The sequence below is a fragment of the Streptomyces sp. NPDC047982 genome (assembly GCF_043204165.1).
GTDB lineage: Bacteria > Actinomycetota > Actinomycetes > Streptomycetales > Streptomycetaceae > Streptomyces.
In genome coordinates this window covers 96,284-110,662 of the sequence record NZ_JBIDBS010000025.1, presented here as the reverse complement: position 1 = coordinate 110,662, position 14,379 = coordinate 96,284, and the positions used below count along the sequence as shown (strand labels likewise).

The window sequence follows — 14,379 nt, the reverse complement described above, 5'->3', positions numbered from 1 at the left end:
GTTGTAGACCTTCCGCACACATCCGAACGTGCGCGACAGCTCAGCTGCCTGCGCATCGGTCGGACAGAAGCGGTACTTGAACGCCCGCTTCACACGGCTCACGGTCATGCTCACAAACTAATGCGCCCACACGTGAAGATCAAATCTGCTGGTCAGAGCACTACGATCCGCCCTGGCGGCGAATCGCAGCCCTTGCCCTGCTCCACAGGAGTCCGTTTCCTCTCCGCCCTGAAGGGCGGAGTATCCACGGAGGAATCAGATGAATTCGGCGACCGGGCTGCCGTCGGGAAACGTCATGGTGAGCGCACTGCGGATCTGGGTGTAGCAGGCATCGGCCTGTGCCCAGTCCTCTTCGTCGACAGCCCGCTCCTGCGCGGCGAAGAGGGGACGGAACTCTTCGAAGCCGGGAAGCGTCTCGACTTCGGCGTGGGTCCAGGGCATGTCGGTGCCGGTCACGGTCAGCCGGGCGATCTCCTGGTCGCTGTGGTGGAGTCGCCAGACAATGCCGGTGGTCAGGTTCGGGTTGGCCATGTCCCCATGATGGCGATCACCAGCCGGACACCTTCCTGCGGGCGCCGATCCCGACCGCCGACCGCGCCGCACGCGCCGTCACCCGGCGCCACGGCGGCACCTCTCCCCGGCTTCCCCTTGACTTCCCGGGTCCGCGATATATCGTGACTACACAGAGACGCGATATGTTGCGTCATTCCGCGTTACCCGGGAGGCCAGATCCATGCCCGTGTCGACATGGGCCATCGCCGAGCCCCAGAAACTGACCTTCGAGGCCCCCGTCACCTCGCTCGACGTGCGGATCGTCGGGGGCGCCGTCAACGTCGTCGGCACCGACGAGCCGACCGCCCGGCTGGAGATCTCCGAGATCGAGGGCCCGCCACTGATCGTGACGCATGAAGACGGCGCCCTCACGGTCGCGTACGAGGGCCTGCCGTGGAACGACTTCCTCAAGCTGTTCGACCGCACCAGCTGGAACCGCAGCGCGGTCGTGTCCCTCGCCGTGCCGGCCGGGACGGCGGTGGCGGTCGGCGTGGTCGGCGCCGGGGCGGTGCTGTCCGGGATCGGTGGGCGTACGGAGCTACGGGGAGTCAGCGGTGACACGACGCTCGTCGGGCTCTCGGGCCCGGTCCGGGCCGAGACGGTGTCCGGCAGCGTGGAGGCCCAGTCGGTCACCGGCGCGCTGCGCTTCCACACGGTGTCGGGCGATCTGACGGTCGTCGAGGGGTCCGGGGCCTCGGTCCGTGCGGAGTCGGTCAGCGGCAACATGGTGCTGGACCTGGATCCGTCGGGGGAACCCACGGACGTCCGGATGACCACGGTGTCCGGCGAGATCGCGATCCGGCTGCCGCATCCGGCGGACGCCACGGTCGAGGCGAACACCGCGAGCGGCACCGTGTCCAACGGCTTCGAGGACCTGCGGGTCAGCGGCCAGTGGGGCGCGAAGAAGATCACCGGCACCCTCGGCGCCGGGACCGGGAAGCTGCGGGCGACGACGGTCTCGGGCTCGATCGCCCTGCTGCGCCGCCCGGCGCCCGAGGACGATCCGTACGGAGCCGGCCCGGCCGCGTCCGATCCTCCGGCCACAGAGCCTCCCGCCCCCGAGCCTCCCGCCACAGAGCCTCCCGCCTCCGGGCCGACCGCCACCGAGCCGACCGGAAAGGTGCTCTGACATGCCGCCCGTATTCGCCCACGGCCGCCTCCGCCTCTATCTGCTGAAGCTGCTCGACGAGGCCCCGCGCCACGGTTACGAGGTGATCCGCCTCCTGGAGGAGCGTTTCGAGGGCCTGTACGCGCCGTCGGCGGGCACGGTCTATCCGCGGCTCGCCAAACTGGAGGCCGAGGGGCTCGTCACGCATGCCACCGAGGGCGGGCGCAAGGTCTATTCGATCACCGACGCGGGCCGCGCCGAGTTGGCGGGCCGTACCGGTGAACTGGCCGACCTGGAGGAGGAGATCAGGGACTCCGTCTGCGAACTGGCCGCCGAGATAAGGGACGACGTACGCGGCGCGGCCGGCAAGCTGCGCAGCGAGATGCGCGCCGCGGCGCAGGAGACCAGACAGGGCCGGACCGCTTCCGCCGGCCGCAAGGGTGACCGGGATTTCCCGTTCGGCGACTTCGCGGACCTCGGCGACAAGGAGTCGTGGGGGGCCGTGAAGGAGGAGCTGCGCAGGGCCAAGCAGGAGTGGAAGGAGCAGGCCCGCCGGGCGAAGGACGAATCACGCCGGGCGCGCGAGGAGGCTCAGCAGGCCCGCCGCCAGGCCAAGGAGGCCCAGGACAGGGCACGCGAGCAGATGCAGAACGCCGCCCGCCACGTCCAGGAGCACTTCGCGCGGGGCGACTGGCCCTCCGGGGTACGGGAAGGGCTGGCCGAGATCACCGGCCAGCTCGGCACCTTCGCCAGGACGGGCACCTGGCCCCCGTACACCAAGCCGGAACCCGCCGGCGCCGAACCCGAGTGGGGACGGGACGCCGTGGGCTCCGGCGATCCGGCCCGCGATCTGGAGCGGCTGCTGGACCGCTTCCGCGACGACGTCCGCGACGCCGCCCGCGACCACGGCGTCACCGAGGACCAGCTGACGGAGGCCCGCCGCCATCTGTCGACGGCCGCGGCCCACATCGGGGCGCTGCTGCGCAAGAACGACGGCAAGGAGGGGTGAACCGCCGGGGCCGCGGGAGGAGTCCCGCCGCAGCGGCGAACCGGCGGGCAAGGGCGGGCCGGACGGACGGACGGACGAGGAGAGGCCGAAACGCAGGTGGGCGCAACCCTGCGTCAACGTGGTTGACGCAGGGGCTCGAAGAATGCTCAGCCGTGCTCCGCCGGGGCCAGCGTGACCGTGACGCGAGCGCCCGGCCGGGCCCGGACCAGGACGTTGCCCCCGTCCCTGCGGGCCCTTGCCTCACCGGTCACCGAGATCCGCCACGCCCCGGTCGCCGACGGCAGGGAGACCTCCGTGACGCCGCGTCGGCCCGCCGTATAGGTGAGCCGGTAGATGCCGGTGGTGTCGTCGTACGTGTCGCAGTGGACGGTCCCGGCGACGGCGGGCGCGTACGGCGTGGCGGTGCGCTCCTTGTTCTTCGCGAAGGCGCCGGAGGCGTCCAGGGCGCAGTATCCGCCGCCGTAGCACCACACCCACCCGGCCCAGCCGGAGCTGTAGCGGCTCAGCGAGGACATCGCGTCCCGGTAGAAGCGGCCCATGTTCGGGAGCGTGTTGTTGAGCGGGCCCCATTCGCCGACGAAGACCGGGACGCGGTACCGCGCCGGATACTGGGTGACGGCGGCCTCGTACGCCTCGACCCAGCCGGCCGACGGGTCGTAGTCGCCCCCCGCCTCCATCGCGGCGTTGTAGAAGTGCGGCGCGTAGACGGTCCGCCGGTCCGCCACGGCCCCCAGCCCGGTGGGGACGCCCTCGCCGACGATGGGGGTGGGTTCGACGAACAGCCAGGTGGAGCGGTCGACCGAACGGATCGCGCGGGCCAGCCTGTTGTACATCGGGGTGATCTGCTGGGCCTCGATGCGGCGGGCGGCCGTCGCCAGGTCCTCCCCCTCCCGCATCTCCCCCATCGGCTCGTTGATCAGGTCGTAGCCGAGGACGGCGGGGTGGTGCGCGTAGCGGGCGGCGAGCACCTGCCACATCCGCGCCTGGGCGCGCTGGAGGTCGGGGTCCTCGTAGAGATGGGTGAAGGCGCGCTGCACGGCGGGCTCGAAGTACTCGGAGAACCAGTCGTCGGGGTGCGGGGTGAAGGGCAGCCCGTCGGTGCGGGTCGCCCACGCCGGGATGCCGCGGCTTCCGAACGCCGGGCCGAAGACGTCCTGGTGGGCGTCGATGAGCACCTGGATGTCGTACTTCCGCGCCCAGTCCAGGATCCGGTCGATCCGGCGCAGATACGCGGCGCTGTAGTGGCCCCGGCGCGGCTCCAGGTCGTCCCAGAAGATGAGCAGGCGGGCGAGGTTGAAGCCCTTGGCACGCAGGTCGCGGAAGTGCTTCTCGGTGATGCCCATCAGGGCCTGGTCGCCGCTGTTCGCCTTGTCCGCGAAGCTCCAGCCGCGCAGGGTGAGGACACGCCCCTGGTCGTCGGTGAGGCGGGGGATGCCGTCGGCGGACCGGTGCGTACCGGAACGGTCCGGTGACGCGGGGCGCGCCTCGGCGGCGGGCGCGAGTGACCCCGCCGCGAGCACGAACGAGGCGACCACCGAAGTGACGGCCGGGACGAGGGCACGCGCCCTCCACGCCCGCGCCCTCCTCGGCACCGGTGTCCGGGCCGACCCCCGCCCCGGTCCCGGTCCGCGCAGCGATTCCGCTCGCGGCCCTGGTTCGCACGTCGACTCCGGCCCCGTCCGCAGCGCGGGCGCCGCGGCCCGCCCCCGCGCCCGCCACAGCCTCCTTGCCCGGTCGCGTAAGCCCGACGCCCGGTTCCGTAAGTGCGACGCCCGGTCACGTACGCCCGACCGTCCTGGTGTTACCGCAGGTATCATTTTTGGCATGCCCAGATGAGAGCAGGTCACCCCGTACACCTCAAGAGCAAGTGAGCACGATCTTTCCGAACTGGTCGCCCGACGCCAGGCGTTCGAACCCCTCGCGGGCCCGGTCCAGCGGCAGCACCTCGTCGATGACCGGCCGCACACCGGTGGTCGCGCAGAACGCCAGAAGGTCCTCCAGCTCGTCCTTGGAACCCATGGTCGAGCCGACGATCTTCAGCTCCAGGAAGAAGATCCGGGTCAGCTCGGCGTGCGAGGGCCGGTCGCCGCTGGTCGCGCCCGAAATCACCAATGTGCCACCGGGGCGCAGCGACTTCACCGAGTGGGACCAGGTGGCGGCGCCGACGGTCTCGATGACCGCGTCGACGCGCTCGGGCAGCCGCGCGCCGGGCTCGTACGCCGCGACCGCGCCGAGTTCGACGGCGCGCTCGCGCTTGGCCGCGTCGCGGCTGGTGGCGTGAATCCGCAGCCCTGCTGCCCGGCCGAGCACGATCGCGGCGGTGGCGACGCCACCGCCCGCGCCCTGGACGAGAACCGAATCGCCGGGGCGCACCCCGGCGTTGGTGAAGAGCATCCGGTACGCGGTGAGCCAGGCGGTCGGCAGACAGGCGGCCTGTTCGAAGGTCAGCTCCTTCGGCTTGGGCAGCACGTTCCAGCTGGGGACGGAGACCTGCTCGGCGAAGGTGCCCTGGTAGCGCTCGGTGAGGATGGAGCGGGGCTCCTTCGGGCCGACGCCATGCCCGGTCTGGCCGATGACGGAGTGCAGGACGACCTCGTTGCCGTCCTCGTCGGTCCCGGCCGCGTCACAGCCGAGGATCATCGGCAGCTTGTCCTCGGCGAGGCCGACCCCGCGCAGGGACCAGAGGTCGTGGTGGTTGAGCGAGGCGGCCTTCACCTTGACGGTGGTCCAGCCGGGGCGCGCCTCGGGGGCGGGGCGTTCACCCAGTTCGAGGCCGTCGAGGGGGCGGTCGCGGTCGATGCGGGATGCGTAGGCGGCGAACATGGCCCCGACGATAGGCCGGGGCGCGGGGCTGCGTAACCGGCCGCCGGTGTGACGCGCGCCGCGCCGCCCGGCACAACTGCGCACACCCGGAGGAACGCGGGAAAGGGGGCGGGCGGGGAGCAGGCCCGCCCAAGACGCACCCCGCATCCGGGAACCCGCATCAGCCCGCCCTGCCCTACCAGAGCCTCGGCGCCGGCCCCCGACCCGGCGCCGCGACCACCGCTACAGCCACGGGGTCACAGCCCCCGGACCACGGCTCGGCTCCCGGCCCTGAACGGGGCCCGATCCCGGCTGGGGCCCGCGCCCCCGAACGGACCCCGGCCCCGGCTCAGACCCCGGCCCTCAAGGGACCCCTGCCCCGGCTCAGGCCCGGCCCGAGCGAGGCCCGTCCCGAACGGCCCCAGGCCGCGAAAAGGCCCCGCTCCGCCCCGCCCCGGCACCGCACTCAGCGCCGGGCCACACCCTCCGCGCGCGCCGCGGCGGCCACGGCGGCCGTCACCGCGGGTGCCACGCGCTCGTCGAACGGCGACGGGATCACGTAGTCCGCCGCGAGCTCGTCACCCACGACGTCCGCCAGCGCGTTCGCCGCGGCGATCTTCATGCCCTCGGTGATCCGGGAGGCCCGCACCTGGAGGGCGCCCGCGAAGATGCCCGGGAAGGCCAGCACGTTGTTGATCTGGTTCGGGTAGTCCGAACGCCCGGTCGCCACGACGGACGCGTACTTGTGCGCGATGTCGGGGTGGACCTCGGGGTTCGGGTTGGCCATGGCGAAGACGAATGCGCCGGGCGCCATCGACGCGACGGCCGCCTCGGGCACCGTACCGCCGGAGACGCCGATGAACACGTCCGCACCGGCCAGCGCGCTCTCCAGCGTGCCGGAGATCCCGGCCCGGTTGGTGATCTCGGCCAGCTCCCGCTTGACGGCCGTCAGGTCCTCGCGGTCCCGGCTGACCACGCCCTTGCGGTCGGCCACGGCGACGTCGCCGAGCCCCGCCCCCAGCAGGAACTTCGCGATGGCCACCCCGGCCGCGCCGGCGCCGGAGATGACGGCGCGCAGGTCGCCGAGGTCGCGGCCGGACAGCTTCGCCGCGTTGCGCAGGGCCGCGAGGGTGACCACCGCGGTGCCGTGCTGGTCGTCGTGGAAGACCGGGATGTCGAGCCGCTCCTGGAGCTTGCGCTCGATCTCGAAGCAGCGCGGTGCCGAGATGTCCTCCAGGTTCACGCCGCCGAAGGACGGGGCGAGCCGGACGACGGTCTCGACGATCTCGTCCGCGTCGGTGGTCCCGAGCGCGATCGGCACCGCGTCGACGCCGCCGAACTGCTTGAAGAGGATCGCCTTGCCCTCCATCACGGGCAGGGACGCCTCGGGTCCGATGTCGCCGAGGCCGAGGACCGCGGTGCCGTCCGTCACGACAGCCACGACCTGCGACTTCCAGGTGTAGTCGTGGACCAGCTCCGGGTTCTTCGCGATGGCGCTGCACACCTTGGCGACGCCCGGCGTGTACGCGAGGGAGAGGTCGTCCTTGTCGCGGACGGGAACGGTGGCCCGCACGGCCATCTTGCCGCCGCGGTGCAGGGCGAAGGCCGGATCGAACGGCTCATCGGTGGCGCTGTTGCCGGTACTGCTGTCGGTGGTGCTGTCGCTGCGAGGATTCACGATCTCCGCTGCCATGGTGTTGACCCCTTAAGTCTTTCATCGTTTGAGGGTGGCCACTCCTGGTTGAGGAGGGGTGGGCGGGCACCGCGTACGCACCCTGCGCCCGGCGGTTGGCCCGCCCCGGCAGGGGGGAGATACATACGCGCGGGGCGCGCCGCACACGCGCCCTGAGCCCCGGATGAGGGGTGTAAAGGTCTTTCTTACCGGACGGACCGCATTACGGACGAGTTCATGACCACGCGGTGACACGACTCATAGTCAGAAACCGGGACAAACTCAGCCGATCGACGCACGACAGCCACTGGCCGGGACACACCGGGGATCCTCCGGCACGCGAGGGGGAATCTTTGCGGAAGGTCCGGCCCCGAGGGTCCGGTGCCACGAGATCCGGGGATCACCCGTTATCTGATTTTGACATGCGCGGGCCGCTGAATGCACTGGTCAGAGTGGCAAGATGCCCTCACCGTTCAGAGCGACGACACCTGGGGACAGGTGTCGTTCATCGCTCGGCACTGCCCCCTTCATCCGCTGGAGGATTCCGATCATGACCGCAAGCACCTTTGGCCGTACGGCCACGAAGTCCCGAATGGCGGCGGTCGGCACCATCGCGCTCGCCGGAGTCATGCTGCTGACCGCGTGCGGCGACCAGACCAAGGGCGGATCCAACAGTTCCGGCTCGACCAGGGCCGGCGGCACGGACTCCGCGGCCGCCGCGCTCCTGCCGCCGGAGATCAAGGCCAAGGGCGTCATCAGGGTGGGTTCGGACATCGCGTACCCGCCGGTCGAGTTCAAGGACAAGTCGGGCAGGACGGTCGGTATAGACCCCGACATCGCCGCCGCGCTCGGCAAGGCGCTCGGCGTGACGTTCCAGTTCGAGAACGGCACGTTCGACACGCTGATCACGGGCCTGCGCTCCAAGCGCTACGACGTGGCGATGTCGTCGATGACCGACACCAAGGACCGCCAGAACGGTGTCGACTCCGAGACCGGGAAGAAGGTCGGCGAAGGTGTCGACTTCGTCGACTACTTCACCGCCGGGGTCTCGATCTACACCAGGAAGGGCGACGACCAGGGCATCAGGACCTGGGCGGACCTGTGCGGCAAGAAGATCGCCGTGCAGCGCGGCACCGTCTCGCACGACCTGGCCAAGACCGAGTCGGAGAAGTGCGCGGACGGCAAGAAGATCGCCATGGAGACCTTCGACAACGACCTGGAGGCCCAGACCCGGCTGCGCAGCGGCGGCGCCGACGCCGGCTCGTCGGACTTCCCGGTGGCCGCGTACGCGGTGAAGACCTCGGGCGGCGGCAAGGACTTCCAGGTCGTCGGCGAACAGGTCGAGGCGGCGCCGTACGGCATCGCCGTCGCCAAGGGCAACGACCAGCTGACCAAGGCGATCCAGGCGGCCCTGGACGCGATCATCAAGAACGGCGAGTACGGCCGGATCCTGGCCAAGTGGGGCGTGGAGGCCGGTGCGGTGACCGCGGCCGAGGTGAACGGCGGATCCTGACCGGTTCGGCGCTGAAAGGTATCTTCCGTGACTGACATCAAGAAGACGGATCCGGCCGGCCGGCCCCCCGTCCCCTCCGCCTCGTCGGCCGCGCCGCAGTCGATCAAGGCCATTCCGGTCCGGCATTACGGCCGGTACGTCTCGGCCGTCGTCGCCATCGGGGCACTCGTCGCGATCGTCTACGCCTTCGGCCAGGGCAAGATCAACTGGGGGGCGGTGCCGGAGTACTTCTTCGACGACCGCATCATGACGGGCGTCGGCAAGACCCTGCTGCTGACCGCCCTGTCGATGGTGATCGGCATCGTCGGCGGTGTCCTGCTGGCCGTCATGCGGCTGTCGAGGAACCCGGTGACCTCGTCGATCGCCTGGTTCTACATCTGGTTCTTCCGCGGCACCCCGGTCCTGGTCCAGTTGTTCGTCTGGTTCAACCTGGGACTGGTCTTCGAGTACATCAACCTCGGGCCGATCTACAAGGACTACTGGTCGAGCTTCATGACGCCGCTGCTGACGGCGCTGCTCGGCCTGGGGCTCAACGAGGCCGCCTACATGGCGGAGATCTGCCGGGCGGGCCTGCTCTCGGTCGACGAGGGCCAGACGGAGGCGGCGCACGCGCTGGGCATGAGCCACGGCAGGACCCTGTGGCGGGTCGTGATCCCGCAGGCGATGCGGGTGATCGTGCCGCCGACGGGCAACGAGGTCATCAACATGCTCAAGACGACGTCCCTGGTGGCCGCCGTCCAGTTCTACGAGTTGTTCAAGTTCGCCCAGGACATCGGGCAGTCGTCCGGCGCCCCGGTCGAGATGTACTTCCTGGCCGCGGCCTGGTACCTGATCATGACCTCGGTGCTGAGCGTCGGCCAGTTCTACCTGGAGCGGTACTACGCCCGCGGTTCGACCCGCAGCCTGCCGCCCACCCCGATGCAGAAGGTCAGGGCCGTCCTGCTGACCCTGGGCCGTCCGAAGGGAGTTGTGGCATGAAGGCCACGGCCATGGTGAAGGCCGAGGGCGTCCACAAGTCCTTCGGCGCCGCTCACATCCTCAAGGGCATCGACCTGGAGGTCGCCCCGCGCGAGGTCTTCTGCCTGATCGGCCCGTCCGGTTCCGGCAAGTCGACGTTCCTGCGGTGCATCAACCACCTGGAGAAGGTCAACGCCGGCCGTCTGTACGTCGACGGCGAGCTGGTCGGCTACCGCCAGAAGGGTGACAAGCTCTACGAACTGAGGGACAGCGAGGTCGCCCTGAAGCGCCGGGACATCGGGATGGTCTTCCAGCGTTTCAACCTCTTCCCGCACATGACGGCGATCGAGAACGTCATGGAGGCCCCGGTCCAGGTCAGGCGCGAGTCGAAGGCCGTGGCGCGAGCCCGCGCCGAACGACTGCTGGACCGGGTGGGCCTGGCCGGCAAGGCGGGGAACTACCCCTCCCAGCTCTCCGGCGGCCAGCAGCAGCGGGTGGCCATCGCCCGCGCCCTGGCCATGGAGCCGAAGCTGATGCTCTTCGACGAGCCGACGTCGGCGCTGGACCCGGAACTGGTGGGCGACGTCCTGGACGTCATGCGCTCGCTTGCGGAGGACGGCATGACCATGGTCGTCGTCACCCATGAGATGGGTTTCGCCCGCGAGGTGGGTGACGCACTGGTCTTCATGGACGACGGCGTGGTGGTCGAGTCGGGACACCCGCGCGAGGTCCTGACCAACCCGCGGCACGAGCGGACCAAGTCGTTCCTGTCGAAGGTACTCTGACCGGCCGAGGGCACCTGAGAACACGGAGGGAGGGGGGGGGGGGGGGGGGGGGGGGGGGGGGCGGGGGGCGGGGGGGGGGGGGGGCGGGGGGGGCGGGGGGGGGCGCGCCCCGCCCCCGCCCCCCGCCCCCCCCCCCCCCCCCGCGCCGCCGCCGGCCCCCCCCCCCCCCCCGCGCCGCCCGCCCCCCCCCCCCCGCCCCCCCCCCCCCCCCCCCGCCCCCCCCCCCCCCCCCCCCCCCCCGCCCGCCCCGCCCGCCCCCCCCCCCCCCCCCCCCCCCCCCTCCCTCACGTCATCACGGACGGAGCCGTGACAGCCTCCTCACCACCCGCGCCACCCGCGCCACCCGCCTCACTTCACGGCGAGCACCAAGGTGTCCGACGGCGACGCCCAGACGGCGCGCGCCTCGGCGAACCCCGCCTCGCGCAGGGTGTCGGCGTGCCACCGCACCGGCGGCATGTCGCCGTCCGCGTGCTCGCCGTAGATCCTGAACCGCTCGGCGGTCGGCTCGGCGAGCACCGGGTCCTTGGCCGCGAGGGCCCACCAGTCGGCCCAGTCCAGGGCGCCCCCGGCCCTGGCCCGGTCCATCCCCGCGTGCCGGTACGCGCTCTCGGCCGCGTTGATCCGGGGTGTGCCGGTGTCGATCATGCGGTCCGCGTTCATGAACACCCCGCCGTCCCTGACGAGCCCGCCGATCCGCCGGTAGAGCGCGGCGAGCGGTTCGACGTGCAGCCAGTGCAGGGCGGTGGCGGTGAGGACGGCGTCGTACGAGTCGCACGGCAGCCTCTCGGCCCAGTCGGGGTCCTTGAGGTCGGCGGTGACGAACGTGACGCGCCCGTCGCCGTCGAAGTACCCGCGGGCGATGGCGAGCAGCGCGGGGTCGAGGTCGACGCCCGTACTGGTCGCCTCCGGGAACCGCTTGAGCAGCCGGTCCGTGATACTTCCCGTACCGCAAGCGAGATCGAGGACGCGCGGCCGGGGCCCCACGAATGCCTCGACCATGTCCAGCATCACGCGGAACCGCTCCTCCCGGTCGGGCATGTACCACTCCTGCTGCCGGTCCCAGCTCTCCTGCCAGGCCGTCCAGTCGGTGTGTGCGGCCGTCTCCGCCACGAGGACCTCCTTTGTAATACCCTGGTACCGAAAAAGCCCGTTACATCGTTCGCGTACGACTTTAGACCGACTCCGTAAGGACTACAAGTGGAACTGGCCTATTACTCGGACTATGCCGTGAAACTGGTCAACACCGAGGAGCCGGCCCGCAGCAAGGACTCCCTCACCTCCGTCGAGGCGGTCCGCGAACTCTTCGGCGCCAACCAGCAGGCGGGTCGGCGCGCCACCGACGCGGACGTGACCCGCTTCCGGTCCGTACGGGCGCGCCTGCGCGCGGTCTTCGAAGCGGCCGACGGCGGCGACGAGACGCTCGCCGTCGACCTGCTGAACTCCCTGCTGCTGGAGTTCCCGGTCAGCCCGCAGATCTCCGGGCACGACCTGCGCGACGTGGACGGCAAGCCGGACTGGCACATGCACCTGGCGGACCATCCGTCGAACGCGACGGCCGGGTACGCGGCCATCGCGGCGATGGGGCTCGCGTTCCACCTCACCTCGTACGGCGCGGACCGGCTCGGGCTGTGCCAGTCGGCGCCGTGCCGCAACGCCTATCTGGACACCTCGACCAACCGTTCCCGCCGCTACTGCTCGGACCGCTGCGCGACCCGCGCCAACGTGGCCGCCTACCGGGCCCGCAAACGCCTGGAGACGGAACGCGCCGCCGAGACCGGCCGCACCGCAAAGACCGCCCAGGCGAGCACCCCGCGCAGCGTCCGCTGATCCTTTTTCAGCGGCCGGTAGCGCATCCGCGCCCTGGCCAGCACGAACTCCTCGGGCACGGTCCCGTAGTCCGTGCTGTCGCCGCCCGCGAACGTGTTGTCGGCCAGCACCCACCAGCCACCCCGGCGCCGCTCGGCGGCCCGCTTGACGATCAGCAGGTCCTGCTGGAACGGATGGCGCAGAATCACCACGTCCCCGGGGCGCACCGTCGCCCCGTAGTGCACGAGCAGCCAGTCACCGTGATGGAGCGTGGGCACCATCGACGGCCCCGTCACCTCCACCACCTGGAAGGGCACGCGCCCCGTCGGCCCCCGCCCGGACCGCTCCGGCGTCAGCTCAGGCACGTCCGGCACCTCCCTCATCTCTCCGGCCCCCCGCTCCGTCCAGCACCAGGATCCACTACACCCTCACCCACGGCGTTCCGTGCATTCGGCCACCGGGCCCACCCTCGCCCCGGACTTTTGGCCTAAGCCCTCGGGGCCACCCACGAAAACCGGCCTCCCACGGAGTAATGTCCCACCTGAGAAGACGATCACGAGGAAGGACAGCTCCATGCTTTCCCGCCTGTTTGCCCCCAAGGTGAAGGTCAGCGCCCACTGCGACCTGCCCTGCGGTGTGTACGACCCGGCCCAGGCCCGCATCGAGGCGGAGTCCGTCAAGGCCGTCCAGGAGAAGTACCAGGCCAACGAGGACCCGCACTTCCGGGCCCGTGCCACGGTCATCAAGGAGCAGCGCGCCGAGCTGGCCAAGCATCACATCTCGGTGCTGTGGAGCGACTACTTCAAGCCCCCGCACTTCGAGAAGTACCCGCAGCTGCACCAGCTGGTCAACGACGCCCTGAAGGCCCTGTCGGCCGCGAAGGCGTCCACGGACCCGGCGACGGGCCAGAAGGCGCTGGACTACATCGCCGAGATCGACAAGATCTTCTGGGAGACCAAGAAGGCGTGACCCGCCTTCCGTTCAGCCTCGGGCTGGACAGCAGGTCAGAGCAGGAATGAGAGCGGCCCGACCGCTTCGAGGCGGTTTCTAGGGGTCGTTGCACCACGTGGTCGTGTCGATCAGGCCGCGAGCAGTTTGTGCAGGCGCTCGGCTGGGGTTTCCCAGCCGAGCGTTTGGCGTCGCGGCCGTTGAGTTCGGCGGCGACGGCGGCCAGGTGCTCGCGGGTGTGGACGGACAGGTCCGTGCTCTTGGGGAAGCACTGGCGCAGGAGACCGTTGGTGTTTTCGTTCGAGCCGCGCTGCCAGGGGCCGGCCGGATCGCAGAAGCAGACCGGGATGTCGGTGGCGACGGTGGCGGCGCCGTGAGCGCCATCTCGCTTCCCCCGGCGGCGCGGCTTGCGTCGGGCGCGGCCGGTGCGCAGGGCTCGGGCGGCCGGCGCGGCCCGCACTTTCTCGGGCGGGTGGCGCGGGTCGCGGGGCGGGAGTGCGGCCGTACACACGAAACACCCCCGGACGGAAGAAGTCCGCCCGAGGGTGTTTCAGCGCGACCCGCATGCACGCGGGCTTGGAGGCCGCGCGGACAGGCGTGGGGTCATGGTCGCCGGGTGGGGCGATCGTCCCAGCGGTGGTTGATCCAGGCACGAGGGATGAGCTGTGCACGGTGATCGCAGAGTGTCGCAACTCCGTGACCACCGGACCTGTCCGTTCTGCTACTGGGGTACTCCCTCGCGCTTGTCCGCGCGAGTCCTCAGTCGGCCATGATGAAGACCGCGCTGAAGGGACTGTTCTCCAGGTGCGCTACGGGGCATGACGTCTCCTGCGCGGTGTACTGGGTGTTGATCTGGAGTCCGCAGAAGGGCGAGTCTTCCCAGTCGAGGTGGTTGAATTTGCTGAGCACGGGGATGTTGTCCCCGTCGCCGGGAGCAGCGCTGGCCCCGCCGACGCCGGCGAAGAGGATTCCGCAGGTGGCCGCGGCCACCACTGCGATCTTCTTGACGTTCCTCATGTTTCTTTTCTCCTTCGCTGTTCTGCCCTCAGACAGGGCAGACACCGCAAGGAACGATCCGCAAGATCGACACGTAACGTCATCCCGCCGTTGACCACTCGCACGGCCGTACACATGACGACACTCCCGGAGGAATGGAGCCCGATCCGCCGGCTGACGCATGTGGATACCTGCCGGATCGGCGGCCACGACATCCCGCCCGGCGGGTGG

Annotated in this window: 15 protein-coding genes and 1 pseudogene; 7 read left to right on the top strand and 9 right to left on the bottom strand. The window is 70.7% G+C overall.

What is annotated here, in order from left to right; translation table 11 throughout:
* Both ACGF2V_RS26920 and ACGF2V_RS26915 read right to left on the bottom strand, forming a co-directional pair.
* A partial coding sequence (locus ACGF2V_RS26920) for a helix-turn-helix domain-containing protein (RefSeq protein WP_392913351.1) occupies positions 1-108 on the bottom strand: 108 nt, incomplete at its 3' end.
* Between the two features lie 147 nt (positions 109-255).
* Entirely contained in the window at positions 256-531 is a 276-nt protein-coding gene (locus ACGF2V_RS26915) for a hypothetical protein (protein WP_362630699.1), read from the bottom strand.
* A gap of 202 nt (positions 532-733) precedes the next feature.
* Between ACGF2V_RS26915 and ACGF2V_RS26910 the strand changes: the two genes are divergently transcribed.
* Positions 734-1,681 (top strand): DUF4097 family beta strand repeat-containing protein, encoded by a 948-nt coding sequence (locus tag ACGF2V_RS26910; RefSeq protein WP_362708923.1) that lies wholly within the window; start codon positions 734-736, stop codon positions 1,679-1,681.
* Position 1,682: 1 nt separating this feature from the next.
* Positions 1,683-2,669 carry a helix-turn-helix transcriptional regulator gene (locus ACGF2V_RS26905; protein WP_362630693.1) on the top strand — a complete coding sequence of 329 codons (987 nt, stop codon included), beginning with the start codon at positions 1,683-1,685 and terminating at the stop codon, positions 2,667-2,669.
* 146 nt (positions 2,670-2,815) lie between these two features.
* Here the strand turns inward: ACGF2V_RS26905 and ACGF2V_RS26900 are convergent, their stop codons facing one another.
* The 3 genes from ACGF2V_RS26900 to ACGF2V_RS26890 all read right to left on the bottom strand — a co-directional run bounded on the left by ACGF2V_RS26900 (position 2,816) and on the right by ACGF2V_RS26890 (position 7,164).
* A complete protein-coding gene (locus ACGF2V_RS26900) occupies positions 2,816-4,204 on the bottom strand; it encodes a cellulase family glycosylhydrolase (RefSeq protein WP_362708926.1) in 1,389 nt (462 codons plus the stop codon).
* 322 nt (positions 4,205-4,526) lie between these two features.
* The gene (locus ACGF2V_RS26895) at positions 4,527-5,492 is read right to left on the bottom strand and encodes a zinc-binding dehydrogenase (RefSeq protein WP_362630688.1); all 966 of its coding nucleotides are present in this window, start codon (positions 5,490-5,492) and stop codon (positions 4,527-4,529) included.
* Positions 5,493-5,937: 445 nt separating this feature from the next.
* Positions 5,938-7,164, bottom strand: coding sequence for an NADP-dependent malic enzyme (locus tag ACGF2V_RS26890; protein WP_362630685.1), 1,227 nt, complete (start codon positions 7,162-7,164; stop codon positions 5,938-5,940).
* Positions 7,165-7,693: 529 nt separating this feature from the next.
* Here ACGF2V_RS26890 and ACGF2V_RS26885 point away from each other — a divergent pair.
* The 3 genes from ACGF2V_RS26885 to ACGF2V_RS26875 are packed head-to-tail and all read left to right on the top strand — an operon-like array spanning position 7,694 to position 10,398.
* Positions 7,694-8,656, top strand: a complete 963-nt coding sequence (locus ACGF2V_RS26885; protein WP_362708929.1) for an ABC transporter substrate-binding protein — start codon at positions 7,694-7,696, stop codon at positions 8,654-8,656.
* Between the two features lie 27 nt (positions 8,657-8,683).
* Positions 8,684-9,634, top strand: coding sequence for an amino acid ABC transporter permease (locus ACGF2V_RS26880; RefSeq protein ID WP_389048072.1), 951 nt, complete (start codon positions 8,684-8,686; stop codon positions 9,632-9,634).
* Complete coding sequence (locus ACGF2V_RS26875) at positions 9,631-10,398, top strand: amino acid ABC transporter ATP-binding protein (RefSeq protein ID WP_362708931.1); 768 nt, start codon at positions 9,631-9,633, stop codon at positions 10,396-10,398. The genes ACGF2V_RS26880 and ACGF2V_RS26875 overlap by 4 nt, the downstream gene beginning before the upstream one ends.
* A 348-nt stretch (positions 10,399-10,746) precedes the next feature.
* Here ACGF2V_RS26875 and ACGF2V_RS26870 read toward each other — a convergent pair whose 3' ends face one another.
* A complete protein-coding gene (locus ACGF2V_RS26870; RefSeq protein ID WP_392913338.1) occupies positions 10,747-11,508 on the bottom strand; it encodes a class I SAM-dependent methyltransferase in 762 nt (253 codons plus the stop codon).
* A gap of 87 nt (positions 11,509-11,595) precedes the next feature.
* Here ACGF2V_RS26870 and ACGF2V_RS26865 point away from each other — a divergent pair, with 87 nt between their 5' ends.
* Entirely contained in the window at positions 11,596-12,225 is a 630-nt protein-coding gene (locus ACGF2V_RS26865; RefSeq protein ID WP_362627691.1) for a CGNR zinc finger domain-containing protein, read from the top strand.
* On the opposite strand, the gene sodX is transcribed toward ACGF2V_RS26865, so the two are convergent.
* On the bottom strand, positions 12,129-12,587 hold the full coding sequence (sodX, locus tag ACGF2V_RS26860) for a nickel-type superoxide dismutase maturation protease (protein ID WP_362708934.1): 459 nt from the start codon (positions 12,585-12,587) through the stop codon (positions 12,129-12,131). The two genes, ACGF2V_RS26865 and sodX, sit on opposite strands and share 97 nt — an antisense overlap.
* A 190-nt stretch (positions 12,588-12,777) precedes the next feature.
* On the opposite strand from sodX, the gene sodN reads away from it, so the two are divergent.
* Positions 12,778-13,173, top strand: coding sequence for a superoxide dismutase, Ni (sodN, locus tag ACGF2V_RS26855; protein WP_073781898.1), 396 nt, complete (start codon positions 12,778-12,780; stop codon positions 13,171-13,173).
* Between the two features lie 110 nt (positions 13,174-13,283).
* On the opposite strand, the pseudogene ACGF2V_RS26850 reads toward sodN, so the two are convergent.
* Both ACGF2V_RS26850 and ACGF2V_RS26845 read right to left on the bottom strand, forming a co-directional pair.
* A pseudogene (locus ACGF2V_RS26850) lies at positions 13,284-13,531 on the bottom strand (transposase); the annotation flags it as partial.
* Between the two features lie 380 nt (positions 13,532-13,911).
* Entirely contained in the window at positions 13,912-14,169 is a 258-nt protein-coding gene (locus ACGF2V_RS26845; protein WP_362627685.1) for a hypothetical protein, read from the bottom strand.
* Between the last annotated feature and the right edge of the window lie 210 nt (positions 14,170-14,379).

Excerpts from the sequence above, each read along its gene's own strand:
- sodX (WP_362708934.1), bottom strand. The coding sequence starts at position 12,587 with ATGAGGGAGGTGCCGGACGTGCCTGAGCTGACGCCGGAGCGGTCCGGG.
- ACGF2V_RS26890 (WP_362630685.1), bottom strand. The coding sequence starts at position 7,164 with ATGGCAGCGGAGATCGTGAATCCTCGCAGCGACAGCACCACCGACAGC.
- ACGF2V_RS26905 (WP_362630693.1), top strand. The coding sequence starts at position 1,683 with ATGCCGCCCGTATTCGCCCACGGCCGCCTCCGCCTCTATCTGCTGAAG.
- ACGF2V_RS26875 (WP_362708931.1), top strand. The coding sequence starts at position 9,631 with ATGAAGGCCACGGCCATGGTGAAGGCCGAGGGCGTCCACAAGTCCTTC.
- sodN (WP_073781898.1), top strand. The coding sequence starts at position 12,778 with ATGCTTTCCCGCCTGTTTGCCCCCAAGGTGAAGGTCAGCGCCCACTGC.
- ACGF2V_RS26915 (WP_362630699.1), bottom strand. The coding sequence starts at position 531 with ATGGCCAACCCGAACCTGACCACCGGCATTGTCTGGCGACTCCACCAC.
- ACGF2V_RS26895 (WP_362630688.1), bottom strand. The coding sequence starts at position 5,492 with ATGTTCGCCGCCTACGCATCCCGCATCGACCGCGACCGCCCCCTCGAC.
- ACGF2V_RS26845 (WP_362627685.1), bottom strand. The coding sequence starts at position 14,169 with ATGAGGAACGTCAAGAAGATCGCAGTGGTGGCCGCGGCCACCTGCGGA.
- ACGF2V_RS26885 (WP_362708929.1), top strand. The coding sequence starts at position 7,694 with ATGACCGCAAGCACCTTTGGCCGTACGGCCACGAAGTCCCGAATGGCG.
- ACGF2V_RS26910 (WP_362708923.1), top strand. The coding sequence starts at position 734 with ATGCCCGTGTCGACATGGGCCATCGCCGAGCCCCAGAAACTGACCTTC.